Here is a 17,593-nt window from a genome sequence, read left to right on the forward strand (position 1 = left end):
TAGAATCTTTTAAAATTAACTTTTATTTAAATTTTAGCATAGTTATTGTGAGTAGCAATAAAAAATAATCTAAAATGAAAAAATTATTATTCGCTTCTATCTTAGCTTTAGGTGTAGGACAATTAAATGCTCAAAATTACAACAACGCATTAGGTGTAGTTGTTGATTTAGGTGATGGGGAAACTTTAGTAGGTCCTCAATACAAGCACTCTTTTGATGGTAAAAACGCAGGTAACGTACAAGTAATGTTTGCAGATAATATTACTGTTTTAGGTGCTGATTACACATACAATCAAAACTTCTCAGGAACAAACGGATTAGGATGGTACGTAGGAGTTGGACCTCAGTTATCTTTCGTAGATCACGGATATGATGATAAAACATACTTTGCTATTCGTCCACAAGTTGGTTTAGAGTACAAAATTCCATCTGCTCCATTAGCAATGCATTTTGACTGGAAACCTTGGTGGAATTTAACAAATGAATCTAATTTTGAAGCAGGACGTTTCTCTTTAGGATTTAAATACGTTTTCAACTAAAAAATAAATAAAAAAACCGCTTCAAATTTGAAGCGGTTTTTTTATATCAAATTATTTCTTTGGTAAAGAAATAAGGTTCGAATCTAATTTTGCATCTTTCTCTAAGAAGATTTTCCCTCTTAAAATACTTTGTATAGTATTAATTAATTCTTTTTCGAAAGAATCTCTTAATTGAGATTGGTGGAAAACTAAAGAAACTTCTCTAGTCGGAACTGGAGATTCAAAACTTTTCACGTTTTTCTTTAAATTCTCTGGCAAATCCTCAGCCACTAAAGATGGTAACAATGTCATTCCATACCCATCATTAGATAGTTTGATTAAAGCTTCAAAACTACCACTCTCTAATTTAATTGGGCGTAATTTCATTTTACTTGAATCACATAATGCCAAAACATTATTACGGAAACAGTGACCTTCTTGTAAAATTAATAAATCAGCCGAGTCTAAATCCGTTTCTAAAATCTTTTCCTGATCATGTAAACGATGAATTGGTGGCACATAAGCAACCAATGGTTCATAGTATAATGGTTTTTCAACGATCTGATCCTCATAAAGAGGTGATACAACAATTCCAAAATCTAATGATCCATCCTTAATTCCTTTAATAATCTTATCCGTTTGCAATTCTTTAATGATCAAATTGGATTTTGGATTATTTTTTTGAAATGTCTTATAGAATAAAGGCACTAAAGATGGTAAAATCGTAGGAATTACTCCAATAACAAAGTCACCTTCTAGTAAACCTTTCTCTTCGTTTACTAAATGCTTCATACGATTAGCTTCCATCAGAATGATTTTAGCCTGAGAAACTATTTTCTCTCCTATTTGCGTTATTTTGATAGGGTGCGATGTACGATCAAAAATTTCGATGTTTAACTCTTTTTCCAACTTCTGAATTTGCATACTTAACGTTGGTTGAGTAACAAATGATTTGTCAGCTGCGACTGTAAAATTCTTGTGTTCAGCAACCGCCAATACATATTGTAATTGTACTAATGTCATAATAATGAATAAAATTACCCCTTATAAAGTTTTGTGATAAAGATAAAACTTATTATATGAATAACTTATAATTATATCATAAATATTTATAATAAAAAAAGCTCGGAAATAATTCCGAGCCAATAACTTATTTCCTTAAGTCTTATTGTACAGTTTTTTGTAACTCAGTTACAAAATCTTGTAATTTTTTAGCATCTTCTGCTGATAATTTCTGAGTAATACCTTGTAATTCTTTCTGGAAATCAACTGCTTTAGCTGTTAATTCAGTTAATTTTGCTTGATCTCCTTTTGCAGCTACAGCTTTTAAATCTCCTACATAATCAGAAAATTTTTGTGCGTATGCAGCAGCTTCTGGACTTGTAAAAGTTGGTAAAGCACTTGCTACAGCAGCTGAAGTCTCTTGTGCAGCAACAACTGCATCATTAGCTGTTTCTTCAATAGCTGTTTGTGTTTGATTTACGTTATCTACTACTTTCTCTTTTTCAGATTTACAAGATGTTAATGATACTACTCCTAATACAGTAGCTGTTAATAATATTTTCTTCATTGTTGGTGTGTTTATTTATTAAATATAAGGGTTTTATTTATTATAAATCAGACAATTAACAAAAGCTAATTGTTAATTTTAGAAAATTGAACTTCGTATAGATTAGAATAGTAACCTTTAGCAGCCAATAAACTCTCATGTGTACCTTTTTCAACAATCATTCCATTATCCATTACAATGATTTGATCTGCATTCTGAATAGTTGCTAATCGGTGCGCAATAATAATTGATGTCCTACCTTCCGTTAATTTTTCTGTCGCACGTTGAATCATTTCTTCAGAATTTGAATCAATTGAAGAAGTTGCTTCATCTAATACTAAAATTTCTGGATTGTAAATATATGCACGTAAAAATGAAATTAACTGACGTTGACCTACTGATAGTGTACTTCCACGCTCCGATACTTCAGCATAATAGCCTTTTGGTAAAGATTCAATAAAATCATGAATTCCGATGACTTTCGCTGCAGCCTTTACTTGATCTAAAGTAATCTCTTTATTTCCTAAAACGATGTTATCAAAAATAGTCGTATTAAATAAGAAAACATCTTGTAAAACAACGGCAACGTGTTTACGAAGACTCACCAAATCCATTTCATAGATATCAACTCCATCAATTTTTATTAAACCAGAATCAATATCATAAAATCGACTTAAAAGATTAATAATCGTAGATTTTCCTGCTCCGGTAGAACCAACAATTGCAATTGTTTCTCCTGGTTTTGTCGAAAAATTAATTCCTTTTAAAACAGGATTATTTGGAACATATGAAAAAACTACATTTTCAAAATCAATCTGACCTTTTACTTTTTCTAATTTCTTAGTTCCGTTATCTGGTAAAGTTTCATCTGCATCCAAAATATTAAATACACGATCTGCTCCTACCAATCCACGCTGAATCGAATTAAATCGTTCTGCAATTGCGCGCATTGGCGTAGTTAGCATCGTAATAAACTGTGTAAAAGCAATTAAATTACCCACAGTAACATCTCCAGCTACAGCTGTTCTTAATCCTCCAAACCAAATTAAACTTCCTGTTGCTAAAGCCGAAACGATATCAACTACCGGAAAAAGAAGGGAAAAATATAAAACTGTTTTTAAATAATTCTTTTTTAAATCATTATTAATTGAAACAAACTTATCATATTCTGCTTGCTGACGATTAAAAACCTGAATAATATTCATTCCTGTTAATCGCTCTTGAACAAAAGTATTCAACTTCGCTACTAACGTTCTTTCGTCCTGATAAACATCTTTTAAAGCTTTCTGAAAATAACGCGTAATAATCATCATTAACGGCAGAATTACAATTACAATCGTGGCCAAAACCCAGTTCATGTAATACATCATCGCAACAATAAAAATAATTTTTAATGCATCTCCTAAAAGTACTAAAATCCCATCATTAAAAACCTCCGCAATCGTCTCAACATCAGATACAGAACGCGTAACTAAAACTCCATTTGGAGTTTTATCAAAGTAACCTAATTTGAATTTGATTAAATGATTATATAATCGTACACGAAGTTCGCGTATAACACGTTGTGCAACGACATTAGCTAAATAAACCGTAAAAAATGCAAGAATACCTTCAAAAACCAAAATAATTATCAACTTAATTATCTCAGATTTTAAACCTAGTAAATCTTTATTTAAAATGTAATTATCAATTACATCTCCTGTTAAATATGGACGATAAACAGAAAAACATGCACTGAAAACTGCAATAAAAATTACAGTTAAAAACAGACCTTTACTTTGCGAAAGCCCTAATGCAATAACACGTTTTAAACCTGTAAAATCAAACGATTGTCCCGTTTTATTTGAACTCATTTCTAAATAATTCTTTTGGATATTGCACATCTACAAGATATAGACCTTGTGCTGGTGCAGATGCTCCTGCTGATCCTCGGTTTTGATCTTCGATGATTTGGACTAAATCTTCTTTTGTAATTTTCCCAATTCCGACCTCAACTAAAGTACCAACAATTGCACGAACCATATTACGTAAAAAACGATCGGCAGTTATCTGAAAAACAAATTGTCCTTCTTCATTTACACGCCAAAAAGCTTCCCTTACATCACATATATTCGTTTTAACATCTGTATGCAATTTAGCAAAACTTCCGAAATCTCCCTTCTTAATTAACAATTGTGCCGCATCATTCATTTTATCTAAATCTAATTCGCGATTAAAAACCCATGCTCCTTCGAAAGTGAATGGATTTTTTTGTGGAGAAATAAAATAATTATATGAACGTGAAGTCGCATCAAAACGAGCATGAGCTTCTGGGTCCATCTCATGAATCTTATAAATAGCTATGTCTTTTGGCAAAAATGAATTTAGATGCCTAACTAAATCTTTTTTCAATTCGCCATCAAAATCAAAATGAGCATACATTTTCTTTGCATGTACACCTGTATCTGTTCGACCCGCTCCTACTATTGAAATTTTTTGACCTAATATTTTTGATAAACGTGTTTCGATAGCTTCTTGAACAGAAATTTGATTGGGCTGAACTTGCCAACCAAAATAGTTTTTTCCGTTATATGCTAATTCTAAAAAGTAACGCAATTGTTGTAAATTTGAATAGCAAAAATACAACCTTTTGAAGAAAATTCTTTTACTTTCAGACACACATTCTTACATCGATGACAGAATTATAGCATATGCCGAACAAGCTGACGAAATATGGCATGCTGGAGATATTGGGGATATTGATGTAATGGATCAGTTAGAAAAAATAAAACCTGTACGTGCTGTCTATGGAAACATTGATGACCAAACAGTAAGAGCTGTTTACCCATTAAATAATCGATTTACGATAGAAGGTGTAGATGTTTGGATTACACATATTGGTGGATATCCTGGGAAATACAATCCGAAAATTAGGAAAGAAATTACAGAAAATCCACCTAAAGTTTTTATCTGTGGGCATTCGCATATTCTGAAAGTTATTCCTGACAAACAATTAGGTTTAATTCATCTAAATCCTGGTGCGGTTGGTAAACATGGTTTTCATCAAGTAAGAACAATGCTTCGATTTGAAGTAAGTAATGGAAAATTAGAGAATTTAGAAGTTATTGAATTTAAGAAATAAATAAAAGCGACTCAAAGAGTCGCTTTTATTTATTTCGCTAATTTGAATTTCTTTAGAATTTCCTTGAATTTAGGATTATTGATATAATCTTTGAAATCATGGGATTTTTGACCTGTAAAATCTGTTGCATCGCATAAATTATACTGCGAAGCTATTTTTTGTTGTGTCTCTGGATCAAAACCAAAATCTGTCGATGTTAATCTTTTCGATAAGATTCCTGTTTTTCCTTTTCCTAAAACAAAATCTGTTTTATTAATCGTAGAATGTATTGTTTTAAGCTGTGGCGTAAAAACTTTAAAAACACCTTGATCATCTTTAAAGTCGTCTTCACCAATTGCTGGCGCTAACATTATACTATATATTTTATTCCCATTTTCTTTCAATTCTTGATCTTCAACAATATCTAAATGGTGGAATTTTTCAGCAATTCTTTTTTCTGTGGAAGATAAAACTGGATTTTTTAACGCACTTAATACAACAGAAGCTCCTCTACTATGAGAGATAATGTAAATCTCTTTGTTTTTAATCGAATTTAAAATTCTTCTTAATCCAAATTCTCCTGCTAATTGGCTATTTGTAGTTGCACTAATCCAAACTTTTGCTGCACCGAAAATACTCGATGTCTTTAGACCATCCCAATAGAAATTAACCACCTCATCTTTTTGCAGATTTAGATCCATATACGTTCTGGCTTTGTTATAATTGGTTAAACTCGCCATATAATCGTTATTGATACCATGTACAAAGATGATGATGCGTTTCTTATTTTTTACGCGATCTGCAAATCCTTTTAATTGCGTCGTTTCAAATTTTGTTAAATCAGCTTCAAAACCACTTTCTGTTGCAATTTTCATCAAAGAATATTCTTTACGAGTTGCATTTTTTGGTGGCGTTCCGTACTTCGTTTTCCATTGATTTGGAAAAAAATTACCATTCTGATCTACATAACTACTTGTTATGTTTGGATTAATAAAATTATTCGGAACTTGAGAAGTCGGTACATTATGAGAAACTGTACATGATGTAATGAATACTGCAAGTAAGGTAAAATATATAAAGTTTTTTAAATTCATAGGATTAGTTTAACTATTGATTTTAAAATAAAAAAAATTAAATCTCATCAAATTTCAAACCCAAATTTAAGATAATAGCATATAATAAAAAACCGCTTGAAATAATTTTCAAACGGTTAAATATATCTGATTAAAATCTTTTTATTAATAATTGATAACTCCAGAACCTGCTAATTCATCACCAATATGCCATGCACAGAATTGACCTTCAGTAATTGCAGATTGAGGATTTAAGAATTCAACATACATTCCTTCTTTTGCTTTGTGTAAAGTTGCAACTTGTAATGGTTGACGGTAACGGATACGCGCCATCACTTCCATTGTTTCTCCTTCTTTTAAAGCTAAATCTTCGCGAACCCAGTGTACTTCTTCTTCTTTGATAAATAAAGCTTTCTTTAATAATCCTGGATGATTAGCACCTTGTCCTGTGTAGATGATGTTTTCTTTTACATCTGTATCAATCACAAATAAAGGCTCTACCTTTCCTCCTACACCAAGACCTTTACGTTGTCCTCTTGTAAAATAGTGCGCTCCTTGGTGTGTACCAACAACTTCGCCACTATCTTTAGTGTAAGAAAAACCACGAGCTTCAAAATCTAAAGCTTCATATTTATTATTAAAAGTCGGAACTTCTCTTTCAAAACCTTTCCAATCTTTAGCTACTTCTATAATTTCTCCTTTTTTAGCTTTTAATTGTTGCTGTAAGAATTCTGGTAAACTTACTTTTCCAATAAAACATAAACCTTGAGAATCTTTTTTATCTGCAGTTACTAAACCTTGTTCTTTCGCAATGCGACGAACTTCTGGTTTTTCTAATTCACCAATTGGGAATAATGCTTTAGATAATTGCTCTTGTGATAATTGACACAAGAAATACGATTGATCTTTATTATTATCAACACCTTTTAGTAATTGAAAAACTTCGTTACCATTCGCATCAACAGTAGTTGATTTACGAGCATAATGACCTGTAGCTACATAATCTGCACCTAATCCTAAAGCTGTTTTTAAGAATAAATCGAATTTAATTTCGCGGTTACATAAAACATCTGGATTTGGCGTTCTACCCTGCTTATATTCATTAAACATATAGTCAACAATACGCTCCTTATACGATTCAGACATATCAATTACCTGAAAAGGAATACCTAACTTTTCAGCAATTAATAAAGCATCTGCACTATCTTCGATCCATGGACATTCATCTTCCAATGTCACCGAAGCATCGTTCCAGTTACGCATAAATAAACCAATCACATCATAACCTTGTTCTTTTAAAAGGTATGCTGTAACGCTTGAATCTACTCCTCCAGAAAGTCCTACGACAACTCTTTTCATTCTATTAATTTTCAGACTACAAAATTACAAAATATTATTCGATGCAGTCTTATCATAAATCAATTAGATTGGTTTTGATGATTTTTTATTAATAAACAAAATAAAAATTAACACACAAATACCTGTAAGAAAAGGATAATATAAATTAGAAATAACGTCTAAAGGCGAGACCATAAACGTATTGTCCTTAGCTATTTTAGTTACAGCTACCGCTGCTAAAATCTGTGCTCCATAAGGTATTACACCTTGAACAAAACATGAAACAGTATCTAAAATACTTGCCACACGTTTTGGCTCTAAATCATGTTCGTTTGAGATTTCTTTTGCTACACGACCAACAATTAAAATTGCAATTGTATTATTCGCCAAAGCCGCATCAGCTAATGCAATTAAACCTGCAATACTTAACTCAGCTTGTTTTTTTGATTTGATATTCTTCGTTAATTTCTCAATAATGTATTCTAAACCTCCGTTATAACGAATGATTCCGACAACTCCACCGATGATTAGACAAAGAATACTTAATTCAAACATTCCTGTAAAACCGTTATTAATACTTGTAACTAATTCTAAAAATGGTATAGATTGATAAAAAATTCCGATAGCTAAAAATGATAAAATTCCGATAATTAAAGACCAGATAACATTAACTCCACCTATTGCTAATCCAAAAACTAATAAATATGGAACAATAGTTAATAAGTCATAATCAAGATTCTTTCCTTCTATATTAACAACGTTAAAATTCTGAGATAAAAAATAATACAATAGTATTGAGAAGATTGCCGCAGGTAAAACAATTTTAAAATTGGCTTTAAACTTAGACTTCATATCAACCTCTTGTGTACGTGTAGCAGCAATCGTTGTATCCGAAATAAAAGATAAATTATCACCAAACATAGCTCCTCCTACAACAGCTCCCAGCAACATTGCCATAGAACCCGGAATCATTTTTTCCATTTCTACCGCAATTGGTGCCAAAGTAACAATTGTACCAACCGAAGTCCCGATTGAAACCGATATAAAACAAGCAATTAAAAAGAATCCAACTACAATAAAACCTGGTGGTAAAAAAGAAACAAACATATTAACTGTTGAAGCAACCGCACCAGTAGTTGAACCCAAGCTACCAAAAGCACCAGCCAAAAGAAATATTAAAATCATCAACACAATTGTTTCCTCACCAGCGCCTTTACAAAACGCTTCAATTTTAGCATTAAAGCTAACTTTAGGGAATTGAACCATTGCAATTATTAACGCAACCATAAAAACTACAATAGCTGGAACTGCGTAAAAATCGTTAAGAATTACTGATGATGTGAAATAAATTAAAATAAATGCGATTAAAGGTAATAATGCCCAAAAATTTCCTTTTTTACTTTTCATAAAGTGTTATTTACCGAAAAAATTTCGACAAAGATGAGATTTCTAGCACGAAATTAAAAATGCTAAAATATTAGTAATGATGTTAATTAAGTATATCAAACAAAAAAAACGGAATATCTGTTATGATATTCCGTTCTGTTGAAAATTTTTCGGTGTTTACTAAATTATTTAGTAATTAATTTATTAGTATCTATAATTGCTCTTTCATTCTTTTCATCAATCCAAGCTTGACCTTTTAACTTTCTCATTACGTTATCAATATTTCTCATGATAAAAATATTGTAAATTGCTTCTGAAAAATTCTTTGGTTTATGAGCTAATGAACGTAAACTTACAGAGAATCCTGGAGTTATATATTTCATATAATGCCACCAACCTTCTGGCATATATAACATTTCTCCATGCTTTAAATCAGCAACCATAGGATTAATATTTTTTAGGGCTGGCCATTTCTCAAAATCAGGATTATCGAAATCAATATCCTCACGACAAATTACCGAATAAGGAATTTTATACATGTATTTTGAATCTTGTGGCGGAACAATTACACATTTCTTTTCTCCTGCAAAATGGAAGTGTAAAATATTCGCTAAATCTATATCGTAATGCATAAAAACATTAGAACCTGCTCCTCCAAAAAATAGCATAGGCATAGATTTGAATAAATTCAAACCTAAATCAGGCATTTTATAATCTTTTTGTAATTCAGGAACTTGGCTCATTAAATTATATAAGAAAATACGTAAATCTGTTGGTCCATTATGTAAAAGATCAACATATTCAGACATTTTCATTCTTGCAACAGGTTCGTTAACTTTCTTAGAATAATCTACGGGATCATTGTTGTACAATGGTACAATTTTATCACCTGCAACCTGCTTTATATATTCAAAATTCCATTTTTCATACGCTGGCCAATCTTCTGTAATCCGTTCAATTACTACTGGCTTTTGTGGTTTTACATAATATTTCTGGAAATCCTTTGCTGAAATCGTTTCTACTCTTTCAACTTCAGTGAAATTAAATCCCATTTTATTAAAAATTTGCACAAAATTAATAAAGATTTTTGTTAAATTTTCTTATTATAATTATTCTTGTCAATCGAAATATATAAAAAAATCTATAGCTAACTTTTATGCGGTTTTTACTCCAATTTATTTTTCTATTATTAGGAAATTTACATCTTACTCACGCACAATCTACTTTCCCTTATTTAGAGGTAAAAAACAACGAAGATATTGCTAAAATTAGCTCAGATTCTGTTCAATCAACCTATCAATTCAATCATTTTTTAGGCGACATTCAACATACATTTTATTATAAAAATATTTCAAATGAAACGGTTGATTTACGATTTATTGTTCCGCAACATCATTCGCAAAACGTGTATCATTTGGCTGCAAATTATAATAATCAAGAATCAAATTTGTCAGCAAAGCCTATTGTAACGGTAAGACAAGAAATTAAAAGCTTAAAATCAAAAAGTGGGTACGATAATCAGACTAAAACACAAAATTTAATTCTGAATCTGAATCAAGTGAAAGCCGGAGAAATTATTACAGTTTCTCTTAAGGTTTCTAAAATCATCGAAACCTCAACATTAGATTATCAAGTTGAAATTCCTGAAATAAAAACTATCCGTACTGAACAATTCACATCTTTAGGAATCAACGAACAAGTTGGATTACCAACAAAAGCTTATCAAACCTATAATTTTATAGGAAGTATTCCTTTGAATGCTGTTTTAATAAATGATCAAAATCCGTCTATAAATAAAACTTCTAATTTCAATTGGACAACAAAAAAGAATACCACAAAAAAAGAATCTATTTTATATAATTACGAAGCCAAACAGATTAATTCGGCCATACAACATTTTACAGAAGATGGTTGCGATTATATTTTAGGAATCGTTCAGCCTCCTAAGGATTCAAAAGTAATTTATCCGCGCGAATATATTTTTGTTGTAGATGCTTCAGGCTCGATGAAAGGTCGTCCTATTACGGAAGTCAAGAAAATGATGACTTCAACTTTGAAACAATTAAAAACAAACGAATTATTCAACATCGTATTATATGGAACGAATCAAGAAAACTTTGCTCCAACTTCTATAGAAGCCACAAAAGAAAATGTTGATAAAGCGATTATTTATATAGACAAAGAATATGGTAGAGGTACTACAAAGTTGAATGAAGCGATTGATCGTATTCAGACTTTTAAAGCAAATTCTAATCATAACAGAATCATCACAATTATTTCTGATGGTGATTTAGATATTAATCAGAATTTACATCTCTCGATTAAATCTCACCTAAAATCAGCTCAATTTTTTATTTTAGGAATAGGAAATTCGATTGATTATCGCGCGATGAATTTTCTTTCATTAACTACAGGAACGCAACCATTGGTAGTTAACAACGAATATGAGTTAGGTTTTAAAATTTCTCAATTTCAAAAACAAATTCTTAGACCATTATTACGAAATGTACAAGTTCAGTCTAAAACATTAAATCTTTCAGAAACATATCCGAAAAATTTCAATGGATTTTTATCAACAAATCCGATTCATTTCGTTTCGAAAGATTGTAAAAAAGTCTATCCAAAACAATTAGAAATTACAGCTAAAAATGGAATTGATAACTACAATCAGAAATTCGATATTAAAAACTCAAATTCCTCTAATCTAACTGAAGCTATTAAGTTTTATTGGGCGAAACAAAAAATTGATTTTTTATTGAAAGATGAAGATCGTTGCGGTGAAATTTGCCAAAAAGATGGCCGATACAGAAAAGAAATTGAAAAGATTGGTATGTCATTCAATTTATCAACTCCTTACACTGTTTTGATTCAGAATAATGATACTACGAATTTCAATCAAGATTATGATACAGATGGCGACGGAATTGCTGATTGGTTTGACGAATGTATTAACGAAAAAGGAACTCTATTAACAAAAGGTTGTCCTGTTGAAAAATTGGAAGGAAACTCGAAAAATGTGTATGTACAAGATTTTTCGAATGAATTAATTAGAACGATTGAATTTGATTTTGATCAAACATTTATTCGACCTATTGATTATCCAATTTTAGATCGTATTGTAAAGAGTATGAAAGCTAATTCGCATCTTAAATTTTATGTTGAAGGACATACAGATGCTATGGGAAATAGCGAATACAACAAGAATTTATCTCTTAATCGTTCCAAAGCTGTTGTTGAATATTTTGCTTCTAAAGGTTTAGATAAAAATCGATTTACGATAATCGGAAAAGGCGATACAGAATTGAAACATCCCACGTGTAGACCAGCTGAAAAATGTGAAGCTTGGAAAAACTTACAAAATAGACGAGTTGAATTTAAAATAAAAAAGGATTGAGCTTACACTCAATCCTTTTATTATATCTATAAGTATATTCTTAAGAAACACGCTCAATTAACGCCATATAGAAACCATCGTATCCGTTTTCAGAAGGATAGTAAGTTTTATCGTTAATTAATTTATAGTTTTCGTTATTCGCTAAGAATTTCTCAACTTGCTCTTGATTTTCTGATGGTAAAATAGAACATGTAGCATAAACCATTAATCCACCAACTTTAATAATTTTGGCGTAATCGTTTAAGATCATTGCTTGTGTTTCTCTAATACGATCTAAGAATGGTTGATCTAATTTCCATTTCGCATCTGGGTTACGACGTAAAACTCCAAAACCAGAACATGGCGCATCAATTAATAATCGATCAGCAGAATTTGCCATCTTTTTAATTGTTTTTGCTTCAATTAATCTAGTCTGAACATTTTGAACATCATTACGAGAAGCACGACGTTTTAGCTCTTTTAATTTCCACTCGTGGATATCCATTGCAATAATTTGCCCTTTATTATTCATTAAAGAAGCAAGGTGTAATGTTTTTCCTCCAGCTCCAGCACACGCATCAACAACACGCATACCTGGCTCTACACGTAAAAATGGTGCAATCATCTGAGAACCTGCATCCTGAACTTCAAAAAATCCATTCTGGAATTCATCAGTTCTAAAGATATTTGTTTTCTCTTCTAATTCTAATGCATCTTGATATTTAGATAAAACTTTTGTTTTAATTTGACGTTGCTTTAATAACTTCTGTAATTCTTTACGATCAGTTTTTAAACTATTAACACGTAATACAGTTGGTGCAGGAATATTCATCGCCTGAGCTTCTTCTAGCCAACGATCACCTAATTCAGCTTTTCCAACTTCAAACATCCAATCTGGATAAGATTCAGCTACAGCTGGATTTTTAGCAGATTGATGGTGTCTTTTTAAAATTTCTTTGTGGTTAATACGAGCGAATTCTTCCCACATTGGTAATTTTTCTTCAGGATCTAGGGCAAACCAAGTTCCTACAAATTCCCATAACGTATCTGGTGATAATGGTCTTGCCATTGCACCTTCTACTAATCTCTTCCATCGTACTAAATCATAAACTGTTTCAGCAATAAATGCACGATCTTTTGCTCCCCACTGTTTATTTGACTTTAGAGTACGTTCAACTTCTTTATCAGCATATTTTCCTTCAAAGAAAATATTATTTAATGTACCGGTAATCCCGATGAACAAATTTTTGTATGGTAAAATCTTCATAATTCACTGCAAATTTACAAAGACTAAATTGTTTTGTTTGTATCAATTTAGTTTTTAAATGCTTTTTTCACTTCTTCTGGTACTTCTACCACTTTATTTTTATGATAATCGAAGGTTACAATACCGGTTTTTACTTTAGCTATTAATTTATCTCCACATGTTATTTGATAAAACAAATCGAAACTAACTCTTGTAAAATCTCCTGCAGTTATTGAAATTTCTAACTGATCATTGTAATAAGCCTGATTTTTATATTCTATTGCTACATCTGCCATAATTGATCCAACGCCTGCTAAATTCATTTCGTTCCATCCAAAATGATTAAAAAACTGAACTCTTGCTTCATGGATAATAGACAGAACTTTATCATTAGCTAAATGATTGCCATAATTAAGATCTGTTATTCGTACTGGAATTGTTGTATTGAAAAGAAATTCTGAAGGTAGATTTATTTTTATTCGAGCCATTTTAGTGTAAAATTTAGATCTCAAATATACTATAAAAAAGAAAGGGTTTTAGTTTTACAACTAAAACCCAATTGATTTTTAAACTTACTCTCGCAAGCATAATTTAACATTAAAAAAAATCAATCTTACTCTCTACTACCTATTGCTAATTTATAACGTAAAATTCTATTTACAAAATATTTACACAATAAAATTCAATATTTTTTAGCAAAAATTCATAAATACCTAGATATAGGTATTAATTTCATGATTTGATCAAAACATAAAAAAACCTCTATTTATAAGACATTCCATATTAATAGTTCTTAAAAATTTGTACTTTGCACGTTTAATTTTTCTATATGGATTTGACTAACTTTATTAAAAATTCTTTACCAACGGTTTCTGAAAAATCTATTTTAAACGTTATCAAATGTTTAAATGAAGATTTCTCTATTCCTTTTATTGCTAGATATCGCAAGGAAATGACTGGAAACTTAGATGAAGTTGCAATTTCTACAATTAAAAAACTAAAATCTAATTACGAAGAAATTATCAGTCGTAAAGAATTTATACTTGAAACATTAAAAGAATTAAATGTATTAACAAGTGAAATTGAATCAAAAATCAATAAATCTTTTGATTCAAATCAATTGGAAGATATTTACTTACCATATAAGAAAAAGAAAAAAACTAAAGCGACAATTGCAAAAGAAAAAGGTTTAGAACCTTTGGCTAAAATCATAATGAAACAAAATAACATTAATGATTTAGACGAGTTAATTAGTCGATATATTACTGATGAAGTTCCTACTAACGAAGATGCTTTAGAGGGTGTAAATCATATTATAGCAGAATGGATTAATGAAAATGAATATGTTCGTCATCGCTTACGCGAAATGTTTAGACGACAAGCGACAATTCAATCCAAAGTTGTAAAAGCAAAAATTAATGAAGAAGATGCGAAAGTATATTCTAATTATTTTGAGCATGAAGAAGCTTTAAAAAAATGTGCATCGCATCGTTTATTAGCTATGTTACGTGGAGAACGTGAAGGATTTTTAAAAATATCTGTAGACATTGACAAAAAAGATGCTTTTAAATTCTTAGAGTACACTTTAGTAAAATCGCTTCAGCCAGAAATTTCTTGGATAATAGAGGAAGCTATAAAAGATAGTTATAAACGATTATTATCTCCTTCTATATCAAATGAAGTTTTAAAAGAGGCTAAATTAAACGCAGATATCACTTCTATTAATGTTTTCTCTAAAAATCTGAACCAATTATTGTTGGCACCACCATTAGGAGAAAAAAGAATTTTAGCTATTGACCCAGGATATAAATCAGGTTGTAAAATTGTTTGTCTAGACGAACAAGGAGATTTATTACACAATGAAAATATATATCCACACGCCCCACAAAATGATAAAACTGGTGCAATTAAAAAATTAAAATCGTTAGTTAATGCCTATTCTATTGAAGCAATTTCAATCGGAAATGGAACTGCCTCTCGCGAAACTGAAAACTTGGTTCAAAATATTGCTTTTGACAGACCTTTAAAAGTTTTTGTAGTAAATGAAGCTGGAGCTTCAGTTTATTCTGCATCAAAAATTGCTCGTGAAGAATTCCCAGATAAAGATGTTACCGTTCGTGGTGCTGTTTCTATAGGAAGACGTTTACAAGATCCGTTAGCTGAATTGGTTAAAATTGACCCAAAATCAATTGGAGTTGGTCAGTACCAGCATGATGTAGACCAAACTTTATTGAAAAACGAATTGGATGAAGTGGTTTCGTCTTGTGTAAATAAAGTTGGTGTAAATCTAAATACTGCGAGTAAACATTTACTGAATTACGTTTCTGGAATTGGAGAAAAATTAGCTGAAAACATTGTAACTTATCGAACTGAAAATGGTCCTTTCGAAAGTCGTGAAGAACTTAAAAAAGTTCCTCGATTAGGTGGAAAAGCTTTTCAGCAAGCTTCTGCTTTCTTACGAATTAAAGACGCAAAAAATCCATTAGACAATTCAGCAGTTCATCCAGAATCTTATTCTATTGTCAAAAAGATGGCGAAAGATTTAAAAGTTGATGTACAAGATTTGATACTAAACAAAGAGTTAATCGCTAAAATTGACATTACTAAATATATTACAGATGAAGTTGGAATTCCGACTTTAGAAGATATTTTAAAAGAGTTAGAAAAACCAGGTTTAGATCCACGTTCGACAGCCAAAGTGTTTAGTTTTGATAGCCGATTAAAGAAATTTGAAGATTTGAGTTTAGGCATGAAAGTTCCTGGAATCATCAATAACATTACAAACTTCGGTTGTTTTGTTGATATAGGTTTAAAGGAAAATGGATTGGTACATATTTCTAAAATTTGTAACGAATTTATTTCTGATGTTTCAACTAAAGTACATTTACAACAACAAGTTGAAGTTACTGTAATTGGAATTGACACAGAAAAAAGAAAAATACAATTGTCACTTATTGATTAATGATTGAGATTTTAGATTATATATTAAGAATTTTATTTTTGTAATAACTGTCGTTATTATATTTGGATATTTACTATTTAATTCAAATCTTAATAATGATGAATCGAGTGAAGAAAAAATTGAAAACTTCATTAAACATGTTTCCAACAAATGGTTTTATATTCCTCTTTCAATTTTATTAATGAATTTTCTTGCACGAATGGTTGTTTATGATGTCTATGATAAAAAAGTCTATGCCAAATTTATTTCAAAAATAGAAGCTAAATCTAATCTTCAAATTGATTTTAAAACATATGATATAATTCAAAGTTCCAGAAGTAAAACTAATACTGATCAAGAAATTATAATTCAATTAGATAAAGATTATGAAATCGAATTAAAACGAAATGTAGACGACACAACCTCCTACTATATTTTTGTTCCAAAATATCACGAAGCTTCGTACAACACAATAGCATATATCACAAAAAAGCCACTTCAAAACTGAAGTGGCTTTTCTTTTATAATAAAATATGATTTAGTCAAATTTTACTTTGTATTGTTTATCAAACTCTACTCTTTCAGCATCTGACAATTGATTTCTCATGTATTTTACAGAGTAACCACCAATCATACGTGCTACAGTATCGTTTGGTTCTAACTTATAAAACATCCAATCCGAAATCTTTTTCTCGTCAATAACGATTGTATCGTTTAACTTTACTTCTTTCGTTACTTGTGGTTGATTATCAACTATACCTTTTAAAACATTTCCATCTTGATGCACATCACGAATCCATAAATGCTCTTGTTGGCTACGATCTCCATTTTTTACAATAAACTCTTCTTTAACAATAAAATTAGTCATTGTAGAGTCTTTCATTTCTAAAGCCAATTTAAAGTCATCAAAAGTACGTCTCGCCTCTTGTGTAATACTATCTAATTGCGCTAATTCGTTTTCTTGTTTCTCTAAACCTTTATATGCGTCTTTTGCAATATTCTTTTTATCACAAGCTACTAAAGCAAAACCTGCTAACAATACTAAAAGTGTTTTTTTCATAGTAAGGAA

16 protein-coding genes are annotated in these 17,593 nt (G+C 30.6%); 5 read left to right on the forward strand and 11 right to left on the reverse strand.

The genetic code is table 11. From position 1 onward, the window contains the following. Positions 1–74 precede the first annotated feature (74 nt). The gene (locus EAH69_RS11190) at positions 75–539 is read left to right on the forward strand and encodes a hypothetical protein (protein WP_121935294.1); all 465 of its coding nucleotides are present in this window, start codon (positions 75–77) and stop codon (positions 537–539) included. Positions 540–590: 51 nt separating this feature from the next. On the opposite strand, the gene EAH69_RS11195 is transcribed toward EAH69_RS11190, so the two are convergent. The 4 genes from EAH69_RS11195 to truA form a co-directional block, all read right to left on the reverse strand. Further along, on the reverse strand, positions 591–1,541 hold the full coding sequence (locus tag EAH69_RS11195) for a LysR substrate-binding domain-containing protein (protein ID WP_121935295.1): 951 nt from the start codon (positions 1,539–1,541) through the stop codon (positions 591–593). Positions 1,542–1,683: 142 nt separating this feature from the next. Continuing rightward, positions 1,684–2,088 carry a hypothetical protein gene (locus EAH69_RS11200; RefSeq protein WP_121935296.1) on the reverse strand — a complete coding sequence of 135 codons (405 nt, stop codon included), beginning with the start codon at positions 2,086–2,088 and terminating at the stop codon, positions 1,684–1,686. Between the two features lie 65 nt (positions 2,089–2,153). After that, the gene (locus tag EAH69_RS11205) at positions 2,154–3,920 is read right to left on the reverse strand and encodes an ABC transporter ATP-binding protein (protein WP_230466796.1); all 1,767 of its coding nucleotides are present in this window, start codon (positions 3,918–3,920) and stop codon (positions 2,154–2,156) included. Then, entirely contained in the window at positions 3,907–4,662 is a 756-nt protein-coding gene (truA, locus tag EAH69_RS11210) for a tRNA pseudouridine(38-40) synthase TruA (RefSeq protein WP_121935298.1), read from the reverse strand. Before truA ends, EAH69_RS11205 begins: the two co-directional genes overlap by 14 nt. A gap of 34 nt (positions 4,663–4,696) precedes the next feature. Between truA and EAH69_RS11215 the strand changes: the two genes are divergently transcribed. Continuing rightward, positions 4,697–5,188, forward strand: coding sequence for a metallophosphoesterase family protein (locus EAH69_RS11215; RefSeq protein WP_121935299.1), 492 nt, complete (start codon positions 4,697–4,699; stop codon positions 5,186–5,188). 29 nt (positions 5,189–5,217) lie between these two features. Here EAH69_RS11215 and EAH69_RS11220 read toward each other — a convergent pair whose 3' ends face one another. The 4 genes from EAH69_RS11220 to EAH69_RS11235 form a co-directional block, all read right to left on the reverse strand. Next, positions 5,218–6,261, reverse strand: a complete 1,044-nt coding sequence (locus EAH69_RS11220) for an alpha/beta hydrolase (RefSeq protein ID WP_121935300.1) — start codon at positions 6,259–6,261, stop codon at positions 5,218–5,220. Between the two features lie 144 nt (positions 6,262–6,405). Further along, on the reverse strand, positions 6,406–7,599 hold the full coding sequence (gene mnmA / locus EAH69_RS11225) for a tRNA 2-thiouridine(34) synthase MnmA (protein WP_121935301.1): 1,194 nt from the start codon (positions 7,597–7,599) through the stop codon (positions 6,406–6,408). Between the two features lie 63 nt (positions 7,600–7,662). Further along, positions 7,663–8,985: a Na+/H+ antiporter NhaC family protein gene (locus EAH69_RS11230; protein ID WP_121935302.1), complete on the reverse strand. Its 1,323-nt coding sequence runs from the start codon at positions 8,983–8,985 to the stop codon at positions 7,663–7,665. Positions 8,986–9,149: 164 nt separating this feature from the next. Continuing rightward, positions 9,150–10,016, reverse strand: coding sequence for a cupin-like domain-containing protein (locus EAH69_RS11235; protein ID WP_121935303.1), 867 nt, complete (start codon positions 10,014–10,016; stop codon positions 9,150–9,152). A 104-nt stretch (positions 10,017–10,120) separates the two neighbouring features. Here EAH69_RS11235 and EAH69_RS11240 point away from each other — a divergent pair, with 104 nt between their 5' ends. After that, positions 10,121–12,358 carry an OmpA family protein gene (locus EAH69_RS11240; RefSeq protein ID WP_121935304.1) on the forward strand — a complete coding sequence of 746 codons (2,238 nt, stop codon included), beginning with the start codon at positions 10,121–10,123 and terminating at the stop codon, positions 12,356–12,358. Between the two features lie 40 nt (positions 12,359–12,398). On the opposite strand, the gene EAH69_RS11245 is transcribed toward EAH69_RS11240, so the two are convergent. After that, positions 12,399–13,604 (reverse strand): RsmB/NOP family class I SAM-dependent RNA methyltransferase, encoded by a 1,206-nt coding sequence (locus EAH69_RS11245; RefSeq protein WP_121935305.1) that lies wholly within the window; start codon positions 13,602–13,604, stop codon positions 12,399–12,401. A gap of 47 nt (positions 13,605–13,651) precedes the next feature. Further along, positions 13,652–14,071, reverse strand: a complete 420-nt coding sequence (locus EAH69_RS11250) for an acyl-CoA thioesterase (RefSeq protein ID WP_121935306.1) — start codon at positions 14,069–14,071, stop codon at positions 13,652–13,654. Positions 14,072–14,412: 341 nt separating this feature from the next. Between EAH69_RS11250 and EAH69_RS11255 the strand changes: the two genes are divergently transcribed. Beyond that, a complete protein-coding gene (locus EAH69_RS11255; protein ID WP_121935307.1) occupies positions 14,413–16,545 on the forward strand; it encodes a Tex family protein in 2,133 nt (710 codons plus the stop codon). A 181-nt stretch (positions 16,546–16,726) separates the two neighbouring features. Further along, positions 16,727–17,032: a hypothetical protein gene (locus tag EAH69_RS11260; protein ID WP_121935308.1), complete on the forward strand. Its 306-nt coding sequence runs from the start codon at positions 16,727–16,729 to the stop codon at positions 17,030–17,032. A gap of 30 nt (positions 17,033–17,062) precedes the next feature. On the opposite strand, the gene EAH69_RS11265 is transcribed toward EAH69_RS11260, so the two are convergent. Next, positions 17,063–17,584, reverse strand: coding sequence for a DUF2314 domain-containing protein (locus tag EAH69_RS11265; protein ID WP_121935309.1), 522 nt, complete (start codon positions 17,582–17,584; stop codon positions 17,063–17,065). Positions 17,585–17,593: the final 9 nt, after the last annotated feature.

Source organism: Faecalibacter macacae, from assembly GCF_003687725.1.
Classification (GTDB): Bacteria; Bacteroidota; Bacteroidia; order Flavobacteriales; family Weeksellaceae; genus Empedobacter; species Empedobacter macacae.